The following is a 15698-nucleotide window of genomic DNA, read 5'->3' on the forward strand; positions in this document are numbered from 1 at the left end:
CAAGACATGAGCTCCGAGACGGATTGGAGCGCGGAGTACGCCCGTCGGCTCCAGACGTTCGACGCCCTGCGCGTCGCCATCCACGACCGCCTCGCCGCGTGCCTGGACCGCGAAGCGATCGCGCTCTCGCAGATCGAGTCGCGCACCAAGACCGTCCGGAGCTTCGCCGAGAAGATCACGAGCAAGGGCAAGTACGCCGACCCGCTCGAGGAGATCACCGACCTCGCCGGGCTGCGCGTCATCGTCTACTACCCCGACGACGTCCGCGCGGTCGGCGCGGTCATCGACCGCGAGCTCACCGTCGACTGGACGAACTCCAACCGCAGCGGGCATGACGATCCGCCGGACCGGTTCGGCTACCGCTCCGACCACTACATCGTCAGCCTCCCGGAGTCGGAGCGCTTCGCCGGCCTGCGCGCCGAGATCCAGGTGCGCACGGTCATGCAGCACGCCTGGGCGGCCGTCGACCACGAGATCCGCTACAAGGCCGCCGACCTCCCGCGTGACCTGAGCCGCCGGCTGTTCCGCCTCAGCGCGCTGCTCGAGCTCGCCGACGAGCAGTTCGCCGGGCTGCAGCTCGCCAGCCGCGAGCGCAGCGCCGAATACGCCCGCGCGCTCGAGCACGGCGACCTGGCGGTCGCGGTCGACATCCTGTCACTGCGGGTCCTGGCCGAACGCGCGGACGTCGGCCAGTGGTGGGCCCAGCGGGCCGTGGCGCTCGGCTATGACCCGGTCGACCCGGACGCGGGCGCCCGCGACGACCTCATGCGGCTCCTGCACATCGTCCGCCGCCTCGGCGCGACCGTCGTCGCCGACGTCGCGGCCCTGCTGCCACGCGATCCCGACGCCGGGGACGCGGTCCTGCGCGACGTGATCGCCGGCCTCCGCGCCCGCCCCGGGCAGGCGACCTTCTGGGCGTTCCCGGGCGACGTGCTCGCGCTCATCATCCTCGGCCTGCAAGGCACGGAGCCGCTGATCCGGGCCTCCGGGTTCCGCCCGGAGATCCAGGACGTCTTGATCCGGCGCCTCTAGCGCTGAGACGCGCGCACGAGCCCGACCTCGTAGGCGAAGACGACGGCCTGCACGCGGTCGCGCAGGCCGAGCTTGGCGAGGATGCGGCCGACGTGGGTCTTGACGGTGGCCTCGGACACGACGAGGCGCTCGGCGATCTCCGCGTTCGAGAGCCCACCGGCCACCGCCAGCAGCACTTCACGCTCGCGCTCGGTGAGCGGGCTCAGGCGCTCGTCACGGGTGGCGGGCGCGTGCGCGTCCGGGAACTGGTGCGCGTAGGCGTCGAGCAGCCGGCGCGTGACGCTGGGCGCGACGACCGCGTCACCCGCCGCGACGGCACGGATGCCGGCCAGCAGCTGCTCCGGCGGCGCGTCCTTGAGCAGGAAGCCGGAGGCGCCGGCGCGCAGGCCGGAGAACGCGTACTCGTCCAGGTCGAACGTGGTGAGGATGAGGACGCGCGCGGCGCTGCCGGAGGCGATGATCCGGCGCGTCGCCTCGATCCCGTCCGCGTGTGGCATCCGGACGTCCATCAGGACGACGTCGGGCGCGAGCGCCGCGGCCTGCGCGACCGCCTGCTCGCCGTCGGCCGCTTCACCGGCGACCGCCATGTCGGGCTGCGCCTCGAGGATCATCCGGAAGCCGGTCCGCAGCAGCGGCTGGTCGTCGGCGAGCAGGACGCTGATCACGCCGCGCTCCCGAGCCGCGTCCGCACGCGCCAGCCACCGGCCGGCGCCGGGCCGGCCTCGAGCTCGCCGCCGTAGACCGCCGCGCGCTCGCGCATGCCCGTCAGCCCTTGCCCGCCGGCGGCCACACGGGCGTGCCCTGGGCCGTCGTCGGTCACCTCGACCTCCACCCCGGTCGTGTCGTACTGCAGGCGCACGTACGCGCGCGCGTGCGAGCCCGCGTGCTTGAGCGTGTTGGTCAGCGCCTCCTGGACGAGCCGGTAGACGGTGAGCTCCGCGCCCGCGCCGAGCTCCACCGGCGCGCCGGACGTCTCGAGCGTGGCGTGCAGCCCGGCCGCGCGGACCTGCTCGAGCAGCGGCTCGAGGTCGTCCAGCCCGGGCTGCGGCGCGAGCCCGGTCGAGTCCTCGCGCAGCACGCCGAGCAGCCGCCGCATCTCGCCGAGCGCGTGGCGCCCCGTCTGCGAGACCTGCTCCATCGCTGCGGCCGCGCGCTTGGGGTCCTGCTCGGACACGTAGCCGGCGCCGTCGGCGAGCGCGATCATCACCGACAGGTTGTGGGCGACGATGTCGTGCATCTCGCGCGCGATCCGGGCGCGCTCGGCCGCCGCGGCGAGCCGCCCCTGCTGGTCGCGCTCGCGCTCGAGCTGCGCCGCCCGCTCCTCGACCGACGCGAGGTACGCACGGCGCGTGCGGACGTTGAGCCCGAGCCCGACCGCGGCGACCGCCATCCCCGTGAGCAGGATGAAGCTCGGCAGGACGGACGGGGCGGCCCACCGGGCCACGGCGAGCACCACGCCGATCTCCAGGATCACGCACGCCGCGATGACGCGCCCGCGGGGCTCCTGCGCCGCGACGCTGTAGATCGCGAACAGCAGCGCGACGTCGGCGAACAGGTCCGTTCCCGTCAGCCACTGCCCGAAGGCGATCGCCGCGATCACCGTGAAGACCGTGAACGGCGCGCGCCGGCGCCAGATCAGCGGCACCGTGAGCGCGGCGGCGAGCCAGCGGTCCGCGCCCTGCGTGGACCCGACGGCGAGCGCCAGCAAGACCAGCGTGAGCAGCAGGTCGGCGAGCAGCGGGTGACGGGGCAGGCGGTTCACGCGTCTCGGCGCACCAGCAGGAGGGCGGCGACGGCGATCGTAGCGACGACGTACGCGCACAGCACACCGAACCCCGACCACGGGCCCAGCGGATCAGAGCTAACCGTCGACATGACGTTGAGGCCTGCCTGCGACGGCAGGTACGGGGCGACCTTGTCGCCCTTCGGCGTGAAGTCGACGATGACGGGCACGACGAAGAGCACCATCGTCAGTGCCGTGATCGCGGCGGCGGTGTTGCGCAGCAGCGCGCCGAGCGCGAGGCCGAAGGCGCCCATCGCGGCCAAGAAGAGCCCGCAGCCCAGGACGGCGCGCAGCACGTGCGGGTCACCGAACGAGGCCTCGACGTCCTTGGTCGAGAAGATCGCCTGGCCGGCGACGAACGCCAGGACGCTCGCGATCGTGCCCAGCACCAGCGTCACGACGAGGAACACGCCGAGCTTGCTCCACAGCACCGGCAGGCGCCGCGGGACGGCGGCGAACGTCGAGCGGATCGAGCCGGTCGCGTACTCGCCGGTGATGACCATCGCCCCCAGCACGCCGATCGCGATCTGCGCGAGGTAGATGCCGCTGAGGCTGCGCTCGACCGCGTTGTAGCCGACGGTCGGCGTCCCGTCACGCCAGCTCGAGACGCTCATCCACGGGACGAGAACGCCGAGCCCGACCACGAGGCCGAGCGCGATGAGCAGCGACAAGCGGCTGGATCGCAGCGAGTGCAGCTTGGTGAGCTCCGACGCGATCACGCGCGGGTAGGTGACCGCGGTCATGCCACCGCCTCGTACTCGACGGACTCGCGCGTGAGCTCCATGAACGCGTCCTCGAGGGATGCCTGGCGCGTCGAGAGCTCGTGCAGCGTGAGCCCGTGCGCCGCCGCGCGCTCGCCGACCGCGTCGGTGCTCAGGCCGTCCACGGTCAGCACGCCCGGCTCGTCGGAGCCGATGGTCACCCCCTCGGCCTGGAGCAGCTCCCGCAGCCGCGTGGCGTGCGGCGAGCGCACGCGCACGACCGCCGGCGAGGCCTGCGCGATGAAGTCCGCGGTCGACATGTCGGCGAGCACGCGCCCCCGCCCGACGACGATCAGGTGGTCGGCGGTCAGTGCCATCTCGCTCATCAGGTGCGAGGACACGAGGATCGTCCGCCCCTCGCCCGCCAGTCGCCGGAGCAGCGTGCGGATCCAGTGGATGCCCTCGGGGTCGAGCCCGTTGACCGGCTCGTCGAGCACGAGCGTGTCCGGGTCGCCGAGCAGCGCCGAGGCGATCCCGAGCCGCTGGCCCATCCCGAGCGAGAACGTCCCGGCGCGCTTGCGGGCGACGCGCTGCAGGCCGACCAGCTCGATCACCTCGTCCACGCGTGCGCGCGCGATGCCGTGCGTCTGCGCGAGCGCGAGCAGGTGGTTGTACGCCGACCGCCCGGGATGGATGGACCGCGCCTCCAGCAGCGCGCCGACGCGGTGCAGCGGCGCGGGGAGGTCCCGGTACCGCGTCCCGTCGACGGTCACCGCGCCGGAGGTCGGGGCGTCCAGGCCGACGATCATCCGCATCGTCGTGGACTTCCCCGCCCCGTTCGGGCCGAGGAACCCCGTCACCACCCCTTGACGGACCGTGAACGAGAGCCCGTCCACGGCCGTCTTGGCGCCGTAGCGCTTCGTCAACTCGGTCGCTTCGATCATCGTCGCCAAGCTAGGCGCGCCGTGCCGTCGCGGACAACCGCCGTGAGGCTGATCTTGACGCGCCACATGTGTACGACCTGAGTCGTACGTTCGGCTACCCACCCGTCGGTTCAGGGACGAAATCCCAGGCCAGGCCTACAGTCGCCTCTCTGAGCGCGGAAGCACTTGAGCTTTTCCTCCTCGACCCGACAAAAGGACGTTGAGGAATGCAAAAAGCCCATGTACTATCGCGCAGTGGGTGAGCAATAGGAGCTCACTTCGTGGAATCCTTTCGAGGGGGAGAAGCTCGGATGCAAACAGCTTGGAGGCGCGCCGCATCGGCGGTCGCGCTGCTGGTGGGCCTCGTCGCGCTGCTCGGTGCCTCGGCGCCGATCGCGAGCGCGCAGACCCTGCCGCCGCAGGAACCGGGTGTGACGCAGCGGATCTTCCAGCTGGCCGCCCAGCCGCAGGAGATCTGCCCGATCAAGCCCGCGTCGACGCCGAACGTCGACGTGCTCAAGCCGAACGTCAACTGGTCCACCAACGCCGACTTCGGCGGGCTGAGCGACAACTTCCTGGTCCATGTGATCGCGAACATCAACGTGCCCACCGCGGGCTCGTACACGTTCCGCCTCAACAGCGACGACGGCTCCGAGCTGCTCATCGACAACAAGCTCGTGGTCGACCACGACGGCCTGCACGGCGCGTCCGACAAGGACGGCGCCGTCGACCTGACGGCCGGCGTGCACTCGCTGCGCATCAACTACATCGAGGCCGGCGGCGACAACATCCTGAAGCTGAGCTGGCGCAAGCCGGGTGACAGCGCGTTCGAGATCGTCCCGAACTCGGTCCTGACGACCGACTCCGGCGTCATCCGCGTCACCGCTCCGGGCAACAAGCAGTGCGAGGGTCAGAACGACTCGCCCGGCGACGGCCTGCCGCTCGACAGCGTCAACCCCGCCTACAACCTGGTCAGCCTCCGCCCGGCCGGCTTCGAGCCCAAGGTCACGGGCCTCGAGTGGATGGGCGACGACCTCCTCGTCCTCACCTGGGGCGACGAGGACGGCTCCCCGAGCACGATGACCGCGCTCGGCGAGGTCTGGAAGCTGAGCGGCGTCAAGACCGCCACGAACCCGTCGGCGATCACGCGCGTCAAGCTCGCCGAGAACCTCAAAGAGCCGATGGGCATCAAGGTCGTCGACGGTGAGATCTACGTCTCCGAGAAGAACCGTCTCGTCAAGCTGACCAGCCCGAACGCCCAGGGCCTCTTCACGGCCCGCCAGCAGATCGCGACCTGGCCGTTCGACGACAACTTCCACGAGTTCGCCTTCGGCCTCCTGTACAAGGACGGCTACTTCTACGCGAACCTGTCGGTCTCGATCAACCTCGGCGGCGCGACCACCAACCCGCAGGGCTCGGTCGACCGCGGCACGCAGATCAAGATCAACAAGGACACCGGCGCGGTCGAGCACATCGCCGGCGGCCTGCGCACCCCGCACGGCATCGGCTGGGGTCCGAACGACTCGATCTGGACGACGGACAACCAGGGCGCCTGGCTGCCGGCCAACAAGCTCATCCACGTCCAGCCGGGCAAGTTCTACGGCCACTACACGACCGGCCCCGACGGCAAGCCCGGCCGCTTCGACAACCAGAAGCCGGCCCCGGCGGCCGTGCTCATCCCGCAGAACGAGATCGGCAACTCCCCGAGCCAGCCGATGCTCATCCCGAGCGGCACGTTCGCCGGCCAGTTCTGGGTCCCCGACGTGACGTACGGCGGCATCCAGCGCGCGTTCGTCGAGAAGGTCGGCGGTGAGTACCAGGGCGCGTACTTCCGCATGACGCAGGGCCTGGAGTCCGGCATCACGCACATCGCGCTGCAGGACGACGGCTCGATCATCGTCGGCGGCCTCCACGGCGGCGGCAACTGGGGCCAGAACGGCAAGCTGTCCTACGGCCTCCAGAAGCTCGTCCCGAACGGCACCACGACGTTCGACATGCAGAAGATGGAGCTCGTCGACGGCGGCTTCAAGATCACGTACACGAAGCCCGTCTCCGACGCGACGCTGACCGACCTCAAGACGAAGTACCAGGTCAAGTCGTGGGGCTACGCGCCGACGTCGAACTACGGCGGCCCGAAGATCGGCGAGAAGACGCTGACCGTCTCTGACGCGACCGTCTCCGCCGACAAGAAGGAAGTCACCCTCAAGATCGCGGGCCTCGAGCCCAACAAGGTCGTCTACGTGCGCTCCCCGCGCCCGTTCGCCGCGGCCGACGGCACCGACCTCCTGAGCACGGAGGCCTGGTACACGCTCAACACGCTGCCCGGCTACGTCGCTCCCCCGAGCGACGGCTTCTTCGAGCTCGAGGACGGCACGTTCGCCGGCGGCGCCAAGGTCGACACCGAGCACGCCGGCTTCACCGGCAACGGCTTCGTGTCCGGCATCCAGACCAAGGGCACGTCCTCGGTGAAGATCGAGGCCAACATGGCCAAGGCCGGCGACTACCGGATGGCGCTGCACTACGCCAACGGCCCGAACCCCTTCCAGGGTCCGAAGAAGCTGACGCTGATCGTCAACGGCACCAGCAAGACCATCACGCTGCCCTCCACGGGCACGTGGAAGACGTGGGGCTACTTCCTGGACACGGTCACGCTCAACGCGGGCGTGAACACGGTCGAGCTGCTCTACGGCGCCAATGACGACGGCAACGTCAACCTCGACAACATCCGCTTCGCGCCCGCGGGCACGACGCGCTACGAGGCCGAGGCGGGCACGCTCGCCGGCGGCGCCAACGCGCAGACCGAGCACGCCGGCTACAGCGGCCTCGGCTACGTCGGTGGCTACCAGAACGCGGGCGCCAGCGCGACCGTCAAGGTCAACGCCCTCGCCGACGGCGCGGCCGACCTGACGATCGGCTACGCGAACGGCCCCAACCCGTTCACCGGCAACAAGCGCCTGAGCGCGTACGTGAACGGCGTCTTCCAGAAGAAGGTCACCTTCACGGACTCCGGCTCCTGGAAGACCTACAAGACCATCACCGACAAGCTGACGCTGAAGGCCGGCGTCAACGACGTCATGTTCAAGTACGACACCGGCGACGAGGGCAACATCAACCTCGACTACGTCGACGTCAAGCAGAACGAGCCGATCCAGTGCGGCACCGTCTCGGCCAACGACGACTTCGAGGGCGCTGCGCTCGACAAGTGCCGTTGGACGACCGTCCTCAACGAGGACACGTCGGGCTACTCGCTCTCCGGCGGCAAGCTGAACATCAAGGCGCTCAGCGGCGACATCACCGGCGGCACGGTGTCGGCCAAGAACGTCATCCTGCAGCCGGCCCCGACCAACGGCAGCTGGGCCATCACCTCCAAGGTGTCGATCGACGGCAGCAAGGAGTACACGCAGGCCGGCCTCGTCGCCTACGCGGGCAACAACGCCTGGGCCAAGGTCGTCGTCATGCGTCGCCCGAACGGCGTCTGGACCACCGAGCTCGGCCGCCAGAGCGGCTACGCGAACGTGGACCTGCCCACGGGTGCCCAGAAGGCCATCACGCTCCAGATGTACGCGCGTGACGGCCAGCTGCGCGGCCGCTTCTCGCTCAACGACGGTCAGTCGTGGACCGAGATCGGTGACGGCTTCGACACGTCGGGCCTCGGCTCGCCGAGCGTCGGCCTGGCCGCCTACAACGGCACGGGCAGCGAGACCGCCACGTTCGAGTCGTTCACCGTCGGCGCGCCGCCGGAGCTGCCGCCGGTGCCGCCGTGCGAGACGCTCTACACGCCGGAGTCCGGCTACTCGATGCTGCTCGACGGCTCCGACGCCATGCTGGCCGACAAGTGGAAGTACTCGGGTCCCGGCAAGTTCGTGCGCGAAGGCTGCACGTTCAAGTCGGTCGGCGGGTTCGGCCTCATGTACACGAAGTCCCCGTACAAGGCGCCCTACTCGCTCAAGCTCGACTGGATGATGCCGGGCGACGACAACTCCGGCGTCTTCGTCGGCTTCCCCGACAAGGGTGCCGACACGGTCAACACCTCGATCAACGACGGCGAGGAGATCCAGATCGACCCGACGGACAACCCGGCGCAGACCACGGGTGCGATCTACCTCAAGCAGCAGGCGGACTTCGCCGCCCGTGACGCGGCCCTCAAGCCGGCCGGGCAGTGGAACTCCTACGAGCTCGTCGTCCGGGCGGACCGCATCACGGTCTTCCTGAACGGCGTGAAGATCAACGACTGGGTCGACCCGGACAAGGCGCTGGGCAACGGCCACATCGGCCTGCAGATGCACGGCGCGGGCGACGACGTCTACTTCCGCAACGTGCGCGTGAAGAACCTCGAGGAGTCGGTCTCCGAGGACACCACGATCGGCGGCTCCGTGCCGGCGACCCTGGGCCTCCAGATCGACGCCCCGTCCACGACGTGGACCTTCACGCCCAACGTGGACAAGACGTACGAGGCCACGACCACGGCCCGCGTGACCAGCACCGCCGGTGACGCGAAGCTCACGGTCTCGCCGGAGGAGGCGTTCCTGACCAACGGCTCGTACTCCCTGTCCGAGCCGCTGCAGGTCGGCTTCTCCAAGACCGCCTGGACCGGCCCGGTGTCCCTGGACCCGGTGACGGTCACGTTCAAGCAGCACATCGGCGCCACGCAGCCGCTCCGCACCGGGGCGTACCGCAAGACGCTGACGTTCACGCTGTCGACGACGAACCCGTAAGGGATGTGGGCGCCGGCCGCCGCCTTCGGGCGGCGGCCGGCCCCGGCTTCGTCACGACTCTGGCATCCCTGAGTGCTACCGCGTAAGGTGCGGTCGATGGCCTGGGATGCCACCCGCGAGCCGGTGCGCGCCGCCGACAGCGACGAGTCCAACCGCTTGTCGGAGGCCGGCCGCCGCGGCCCGTACCTCGCCTGGCGTGAAGCCGGGACGCTGCGCATCCACGCGCTCGGACCGCACGCCCCCGCCACGCTCGGGCGCTCAGACGGCGAGACCGTCGTCCTCGAGCACCCGCAGGTCTCCCGCGAGCACGCCGAGGTGACGGTGCGCCTCCACAGCGCGCCGCCCGCGACCAGCGTCTACCTGCTCGACTACTCCAAGCACGGCACCGAGCACCGGCGGGTCAGGCTGAGCGCGCACGGCACCGGGCTGGACGCCGGCCCCTGGCACCGAGCCCCGCAGGCGCCGAGCCGGCCACACCAGCTCGACGACGGCGCCCACGACGTGCGGCTCGCCGGCGAGTGCTGCGTGCTGGTCGCCGGCGTCCCGGTCGACGACGGGATGACCACCGACCGCGACGACGACCCGGTCGAGCTGCCGACGACCCGTCAGCGCAAGGTCCTCGTCGAACTCTGCCGCCCGTTCTTCCTCGAGCCGGACAAGCTGCTCGCACCGCCGAGCAACGCGCAGATCGCGCTGGCCGTCGACATGTCCGAGGAGCGCGTGCGCAACCACCTGCGGGACCTGTACCGCCGCTACGGGCTGACCGGCTCGGCCGCCCCGCGGATGGCGCTCGTCGAGCTCGCGCGCCGGCACGCGCTCGTCGACCCGACCGACTTCCGCTAGACCGCGAACGCGAACTCGACCACGCGCTCGAGGTCGTGCTCGCTCGGCGGGCGCTGGTCGATGCGGTGGGCGAAGCGCACGTGCGGCGTGACCGGGTCGGGATCGTCGAGGTAGAGCGACTGGCAGAGCAGGCCGGGGATGCCGCGCGCGTGCTCGGCGCTCGAGCGCAGGAAGCGCAGGCCGCGCTCGCGCAGCTCCGCCGGCAGCCAGTCGAGCGCCGGCACCGGCGTGCCCGTCATGTCGCGTGCGGTCGAGCGCACCACCGCGGCGAGCCCGGGCGGGGCCTGCATGAACTGCTCGGTCAGCAGCGCCGCATCGGCGTGCGGTCCACCGAGGATGACCAGGATCGGCTCCCCGCGCTCCAGCCGCGCGCGGACGGCCTCCGCCTCGGCGGCATCAGGCCAGAGGGCGACGTGCGCGCCGTCGGCGGGGAGCTCCCGCACGCGACGCGTGCCTTCGAACACGACCAGCGCGGCACCGCACTCGATCGTGGCTGGAAGCGACATGCCGGGCATGCCGTGACCGTATGACCGCGACCCGGTGCGCACATCGGACGACCGACATATCTGTCGGCCGGGTGCGACATACGCGTCAGGCCTCGTCGACGAGCCCGTGGCGCCGGGCGACGGCGCCCGCCTCGTGGCGGCTGCTGACGGACAGCTTGCCGAGGATCCGGGAGACGTGCAGCCCGGCGGTGCGCTGGGTGATGAACAGCGCCTCGCCGATGCGCTTGTTGCTGTAGCCCTGGGCGACCAGCGCGAGCACCTCCTGCTCGCGGTTGGTCAGGACCTCGCGCGGCCCGGCGGAGCTCGAGCGGCGCGCGACGGCGGACTGCAGCCGGGCCCGGCGGGTGAGCGTCTCCAAGTCGGCCAGCAGCGGCGCGGCCCCGAGCTCGCGCGCGACGTCGAGCGCCGCACCGAGCGGCGCGGCGACGAGCGTCCGGTCGCCGGTGGTCGCGCGGAGGGCCTCGGCCTCGCGCAGGCGGGCGTAAGCGGCGCGGTAGGGGTGCGTGAGGCGGTCCCACTCGGCCGCGACGGCGCGCCACGTCGCGGGATCGTCCGAGCCGTCGACCCGGGACAGCTCGGCCCGCGCGCCGGCCAGGTGCGCGAGCGCGATCGGCGGCGACCGCTCGGAGAGGAAGCCGGCGAGCCAGCCGACCTGGATCTCGGCGAGCTGTCGCGCCTCCGCGGCCTGTGCCGCGGGCGCGCTCGTGGCGACGTCGGCCGCGGCACGGACCGCGACCGCGACGAGCCCGGGCGTGTAGAGCTGCTCCTCGCGCCCGCGCACCCGGTCGAGCTGCCGCCGGGCGGCGGCCAGCGCCTCCAGCGAGCGGCCCGCGGTGAGCTCCAGCTCGATCACCGCCGCGCCGACGTACGCGGTCCACTCGGTGGCCGACGAGTCGCGCAGCTGCGCGGTGGCGGCGTCCAGCCACCCCCGCGCGGCCTCGAGCTCGCCGCGACCGGCCGCGAGCTGCCCCGACACCGCGTGCAGCAGCAGCGTCTCCGTCCACGTCAGCGACGCGCCGCTCAGCGCGTCGAGCCGCGCCTGGGCGGACCGCCACTGCCCCAGCTCGTACTCGTCCTCGGCCGCGTTGAGCGCGAAGTAGCGCCCGTAGGAGGCCTCCACGCCGAGCCGGCGCGCGGCCTCCAGGCCCTCCCCCATGACCGCCCGCGCGCCCGGGAGGTCGCCGCGCAGGCGGCGGACCTCCCCCAGGTGCACGTACGCGCGCGTCGCGTCGTCGGGCCGCTCGTGCGCCTCGCCGATCCGGCACGCCTCGCGCAGATGCGCCTCGGCCTCGTCGAAGGCGCCCAGGTACCCGAGCATCAGGCCGAGCACCGACCGCGCGAAGCCCGCCTCGATCTCGGCGCCCGCGTCGAGGGCGACGGCCAGGGCCTGCTCGGCGCGATCGCGCGCCTCGTCCCACCGGACGCTCAGCGACAGCGTCAGCGCCTCGTCGCCGAGCAGCCGCGCGCGCTCCGCGCTCGGGCCGGCGTCGAGGCACGCGAGCGCCTGCCGGTAGTACTCGAGCGACGTGTCCAGCCGGTGGTCCTGGAACCGCCCGAGCCGCTCGTAGAAGGCCGCGGCCCGGCGCGGGTCCGGCTCGTCGCCGAGCGCCGCCAGGCCGAGCCGGCACCACTCGATCGGCAGGTCCTCGACGCCCGCCCGGTTGGCCGCGTCGGCGGCGTCGAGGAGGATCTGCGCGCGGTCGACGTCCGGTCCCTCCCCGTCCCACAGCGACACGACGCCCTTGTAGTGCTCGACCGCCTCGCTGTAGGCGTACACCCCCGCCGCGGCCTGGGCCGCCGCGATCGAGGCCGCGAGCGCCGCCCGCGGCTCGTCCGCCGCGCGCCACTGCACGGCGAGCTCGCCGGCGTTGGTCATGTGCGGCCGGTCGTGCAGCGCCGCGGCGACGGCGCCGTGGAGCCGGCGCCGCTCCCCCGGGAGCAGCGCGTCGTAGACCGCCTCGCGGGTGAGCGCATGGCGGAACGTGAACGTGGTCGCGTCCGCCTCCACGACGTGCCCCTCGACGGCCGGGCGCAGCGCTTCGGTGAGCGCCGGCTCGGGCAGGTCGGCGGCGGCCGACAGCAGGTCGTGATGGACGGCCCGGCCGAACGCGGCCAGCACCTGCAGCGCGCGCTGCGACGGCTCCGGCAGCGCGTGCACGCGTTCGAGCAGGGCGGCCGCCTGCGCGCGGGGCAGCGGCGCCTCGGTCGTGGCGCCGTGCGCGATCAGCTCCTCGACGAAGAACGGGTTGCCCTGCGTGCGCGCCGCGATCCGGTGTGAGTCGGCGACGTCTGCGGGGGTCTGGAGGATCGCCGTGACCTGCTCGCGGACCTGCGCCTCCGAGAACGGGTGCAGCACCATCGAGGTGACCGTCTCGCAGCGTTCCAGCTGGCCGATGTAGAGCTCAGCGGCGTGCAGGTCGGCGGCGTCGTGCAGACGATGGGTGGCGAGCACCAGCAACCGCTCGTGGCGGGCGTTGCGGGCGATGAACAGCAGACAGTGGCGCGTCGACGGATCCGCCCAATGGATGTCCTCCACCACCAGGACGACCGGCTGTGAGTCGGCGATCCGCCCGAGCAGCTCCAGCAGGTACTCATACTGGCGGCCCTGTGCACCGCGCGAGCTGTCACGCGGCAGCGGCGGTGTATGTGACAGCGTCGGGATGAGTATGGCCAGCTCCGCCCGCATGACCTCGGGCAGGCCGCTCATCGCCGCCTGCAGCGTCTCGGCGCCGGCGCCGCGCAGCGCGCGCACCAGCGGCCCGTAGGGCGTGTCCTCACCGCCGATCGCCATGCAGCTGCCGCTGAGCACGAGCGCATCCGCACACGCCGCGGAGCGCTCGAACTCCCGCACCAGCCGGGTCTTGCCGATGCCCGCGTCCCCCTTGATCAGCGCCAGCGTGAACGCACCGGCCGCCGCCGCGGCGCTCAGCTCGGACAGCCGCTGCAACTCGGCCTCGCGGCCGATCAGGTGGGGACTGGCGATGCGCGGCACGCGCGCACACCCTAGCCGCGGCGGCCGCGCTTGTCAGCACCCTGCCGGGGTGGGTGAGCGCCCCCGATGCGGGCCGACCCACCCCTGAGTATTACTGTGAACGCAGCGCGCCGTTCACGAGGGTTGTGAGTGTCAGTCAACGCTCACACAAAAGGGAGAGCGCACATGCGTTTCACTCACAAGCACGTGCTCGTCCTCGCGACCTCGGCGCTGCTGGCCGGGTCGGCGGCGCCGGCGGCCTTCGCGGACGACCCTCCGCCCCCGCCGCCGATCCCTGAGCACTGCTTCGACGACGACGGCGCGCTGCTGAGCCCGCCGCCCGAGGGCTGCCCGGACGGCCGCCAGGCCTCCGGCCACTAGCCACCGGCATCGCGCGCCCCGGCCGGGCCGGGGCGCGCCGCGCGGTCGGCTCAGACCAGCGCCAGGTGCGCGGTCAGGTGCCCGGCGAGCTCGCGGGCATCGTCCTCGGCGCCGTGGATGAAGCTCGACTTGCGGCGGCGGAGGAAGTTCAGCCCCATCCGGTACACGCCCGGCGCTCCGGTGACGACGCCGCCGTCGTGGCGGATCTCCCCCTTGCGGTCGAGCACATCGAGGTCCAGCCACGAGTAGTCGGCGCGGAAGCCGGTCGCCCACAGCACGGTGTCGTAGCCGTCGGCGACCAGGTCGATCAGGACCCGCGGGGCGTCGGCGACGCGGGTCGGCTCCGGCCGCGGGCCCTCGTCGAGCCCGGCGTGCTGGTCGATCGTCTTCAGCAGCCGCTTGAGCTTGAGGTCGGCGAGGTTGCAGACGTTCCGCAGCGAGCCCGCGAACGATGCGGTGCTGCCGTTGACCGCGCCGAGGCGGCCGACGAGCTCCGCGCCGCGGTCGGTCAGCGCGTTGAGGTCCAGGTCGGCCTTGTCCGGCGTGCCGACGAGCTGCGGGGACGGCACGTGCCGCGCCCGGATCAGGTCGTCGACCTCGTCGTAGCGCTCGTCGTGGCGGCCGAGCTGGTCGAGCCACCACATGATGTCCCGGTCCCGGTAGGTACGCGGCATGCGGACGTGCTCACCCACGGCGACGGTCACCTCGCGGCCGGAGCGCAGCAGCTCGTCGGCGAGCTGCAGGCCCGTGGCCGAGGCGCCGACGACCAGCACGCGCCCGGGCCTCAGCAGCTCGGGACGCTTGTAGTCGCGCGGCGTGACCTGATCGATCCGCGGCGGCAGCTCCGCGGACACCGCCGGCACGTGCGGGCGGTTGAACGGACCGGTGGCGAGCACGACGGCGGGCGTCTGCCAGGTGCCGGCGTCCGTCTCGACGAGGTACTCGTCGTCCGCGCGCGAGACCGACGTCACCGTCACGCCCGTGCGCACCGGCGCGTCGACGTGGTCGGCGTAGCGCTCCAGGAACGTGACCAGCTCCGGGACGGTCATGAACCCGTCCGGCTCGTCGCCCTCGTACTCGAGGCCGGGCAGCCGCGTGAGCCAGTTGGGCGTGAGCAGCCGGAGCGAGTCCCAGCGCTCGGTCTTCCACGTGTTGGCCACGTCACCCCGCTCGAGGACGACGTGCTCGATCGACTGCTCGGACAGCACCCGGCTCATCGCGAGGCCGGAGTGCCCGGCCCCGACGATGACGACGGGGATGCGTTCGACCGCGCTAATTGACCGTCACCGTGATGTTGGTGGGGTTCGTCAGCGCGTCGAAGACGGCGGAGCGCTTCTGCGACTGGGCGACGAGCGCAGCGACCTCGTCGGCGTCCGCGTCCGCGTCGATCTCGAAGTTGACGCGGATGCTGTTGTACCCGTTGCGCACCTCGGGGTCGGCGCCGAGGATGCCGAGGATGTTCATGTCGCCCTCGACGGTCGCCTTGACCGAGTTGAGCTGGATGCCGCGGTTCTGCGCGACCGCCGCGACACCGGCCGTGAGGCAGCTCGAGAGGCCGACGAGCAGGAACTCGACGGGCGTCGGTGCCTGATCCTCGGCGGCGAAGACCTCGGGATGGTCGGCGTCGTACTCGAACGTGGACTTGTGGTTGTGGTCCTGGCCCAGCCCGCTGTACTGCTGGATCGTCGTGCGGCTGTGGGTGCCCCGGAGCCACTCGTTCGTCGCGCGCCAGGTGAACTCGGCGGCCTCCGGCGCGTCGCTCAGGGCGGCGCGGGCGTCCAGCAGTGCCTGGGTGTTGACGCCGTTGTCCGCGGCGGATTCGGTGGTGCTCATCTCATCTCCT

At 71.9% G+C, this 15698-nt stretch carries 12 protein-coding genes; 4 read left to right on the top strand and 8 right to left on the bottom strand.

Annotation, left to right across the window (positions count from 1 at the left end; genetic code table 11):
• Positions 1–6 precede the first annotated feature (6 nt).
• Positions 7–1032, top strand: a complete 1026-nt coding sequence (locus C8N24_RS01140; protein WP_121247010.1) for a GTP pyrophosphokinase — start codon at positions 7–9, stop codon at positions 1030–1032.
• Here C8N24_RS01140 and C8N24_RS01145 read toward each other — a convergent pair.
• From C8N24_RS01145 to C8N24_RS01160, 4 genes are read right to left on the bottom strand one after another with little or no spacing between them, the layout of a single operon-like run.
• Positions 1029–1697, bottom strand: a complete 669-nt coding sequence (locus C8N24_RS01145) for a response regulator (protein WP_121247013.1) — start codon at positions 1695–1697, stop codon at positions 1029–1031. The genes C8N24_RS01140 and C8N24_RS01145 overlap by 4 nt on opposite strands.
• A complete protein-coding gene (locus tag C8N24_RS01150) occupies positions 1694–2794 on the bottom strand; it encodes a sensor histidine kinase (protein WP_211339800.1) in 1101 nt (366 codons plus the stop codon). Before C8N24_RS01150 ends, C8N24_RS01145 begins: the two co-directional genes overlap by 4 nt.
• Positions 2791–3558, bottom strand: coding sequence for an ABC transporter permease (locus tag C8N24_RS01155; RefSeq protein WP_121247015.1), 768 nt, complete (start codon positions 3556–3558; stop codon positions 2791–2793). Before C8N24_RS01155 ends, C8N24_RS01150 begins: the two co-directional genes overlap by 4 nt.
• A complete protein-coding gene (locus C8N24_RS01160) occupies positions 3555–4460 on the bottom strand; it encodes an ABC transporter ATP-binding protein (protein WP_121252866.1) in 906 nt (301 codons plus the stop codon). Before C8N24_RS01160 ends, C8N24_RS01155 begins: the two co-directional genes overlap by 4 nt.
• A 290-nt stretch (positions 4461–4750) precedes the next feature.
• Here C8N24_RS01160 and C8N24_RS01165 point away from each other — a divergent pair, with 290 nt between their 5' ends.
• Together C8N24_RS01165 and C8N24_RS01170 are read left to right on the top strand one after the other, a co-directional pair.
• Entirely contained in the window at positions 4751–9154 is a 4404-nt protein-coding gene (locus C8N24_RS01165) for a 3-keto-alpha-glucoside-1,2-lyase-like domain-containing protein (protein WP_121247018.1), read from the top strand.
• 96 nt (positions 9155–9250) lie between these two features.
• Positions 9251–9997, top strand: a complete 747-nt coding sequence (locus C8N24_RS01170; RefSeq protein ID WP_121247021.1) for an FHA domain-containing protein — start codon at positions 9251–9253, stop codon at positions 9995–9997.
• Here C8N24_RS01170 and C8N24_RS01175 read toward each other — a convergent pair.
• Together C8N24_RS01175 and C8N24_RS01180 are read right to left on the bottom strand one after the other, a co-directional pair.
• Positions 9994–10512, bottom strand: coding sequence for a hypothetical protein (locus tag C8N24_RS01175; RefSeq protein ID WP_121247023.1), 519 nt, complete (start codon positions 10510–10512; stop codon positions 9994–9996). The two genes, C8N24_RS01170 and C8N24_RS01175, sit on opposite strands and share 4 nt — an antisense overlap.
• 76 nt (positions 10513–10588) lie before the next feature.
• Entirely contained in the window at positions 10589–13495 is a 2907-nt protein-coding gene (locus C8N24_RS01180; RefSeq protein WP_121247026.1) for an ATP-binding protein, read from the bottom strand.
• 165 nt (positions 13496–13660) lie between these two features.
• Here C8N24_RS01180 and C8N24_RS01185 point away from each other — a divergent pair, with 165 nt between their 5' ends.
• The gene (locus tag C8N24_RS01185) at positions 13661–13855 is read left to right on the top strand and encodes a hypothetical protein (protein WP_121247028.1); all 195 of its coding nucleotides are present in this window, start codon (positions 13661–13663) and stop codon (positions 13853–13855) included.
• Between the two features lie 50 nt (positions 13856–13905).
• On the opposite strand, the gene C8N24_RS01190 is transcribed toward C8N24_RS01185, so the two are convergent.
• Together C8N24_RS01190 and C8N24_RS01195 are read right to left on the bottom strand one after the other, a co-directional pair.
• Positions 13906–15132 carry an NAD(P)-binding domain-containing protein gene (locus C8N24_RS01190; RefSeq protein ID WP_342794556.1) on the bottom strand — a complete coding sequence of 409 codons (1227 nt, stop codon included), beginning with the start codon at positions 15130–15132 and terminating at the stop codon, positions 13906–13908.
• Complete coding sequence (locus C8N24_RS01195) at positions 15128–15688, bottom strand: OsmC family protein (protein ID WP_121247034.1); 561 nt, start codon at positions 15686–15688, stop codon at positions 15128–15130. The genes C8N24_RS01190 and C8N24_RS01195 overlap by 5 nt, the downstream gene beginning before the upstream one ends.
• Between the last annotated feature and the right edge of the window lie 10 nt (positions 15689–15698).

Origin of the sequence: Solirubrobacter pauli, assembly GCF_003633755.1 — a bacterium.
In the GTDB taxonomy this organism is placed as follows: domain Bacteria; phylum Actinomycetota; class Thermoleophilia; order Solirubrobacterales; family Solirubrobacteraceae; genus Solirubrobacter; species Solirubrobacter pauli.

Excerpts from the sequence above, each read along its gene's own strand:
- C8N24_RS01175 (WP_121247023.1), bottom strand. The coding sequence starts at position 10,512 with ATGCCCGGCATGTCGCTTCCAGCCACGATCGAGTGCGGTGCCGCGCTG.
- C8N24_RS01140 (WP_121247010.1), top strand. The coding sequence starts at position 7 with ATGAGCTCCGAGACGGATTGGAGCGCGGAGTACGCCCGTCGGCTCCAG.
- C8N24_RS01185 (WP_121247028.1), top strand. The coding sequence starts at position 13,661 with ATGCGTTTCACTCACAAGCACGTGCTCGTCCTCGCGACCTCGGCGCTG.
- C8N24_RS01165 (WP_121247018.1), top strand. The coding sequence starts at position 4,751 with ATGCAAACAGCTTGGAGGCGCGCCGCATCGGCGGTCGCGCTGCTGGTG.
- C8N24_RS01195 (WP_121247034.1), bottom strand. The coding sequence starts at position 15,688 with ATGAGCACCACCGAATCCGCCGCGGACAACGGCGTCAACACCCAGGCA.
- C8N24_RS01155 (WP_121247015.1), bottom strand. The coding sequence starts at position 3,558 with ATGACCGCGGTCACCTACCCGCGCGTGATCGCGTCGGAGCTCACCAAG.
- C8N24_RS01170 (WP_121247021.1), top strand. The coding sequence starts at position 9,251 with ATGGCCTGGGATGCCACCCGCGAGCCGGTGCGCGCCGCCGACAGCGAC.
- C8N24_RS01160 (WP_121252866.1), bottom strand. The coding sequence starts at position 4,460 with ATGATCGAAGCGACCGAGTTGACGAAGCGCTACGGCGCCAAGACGGCC.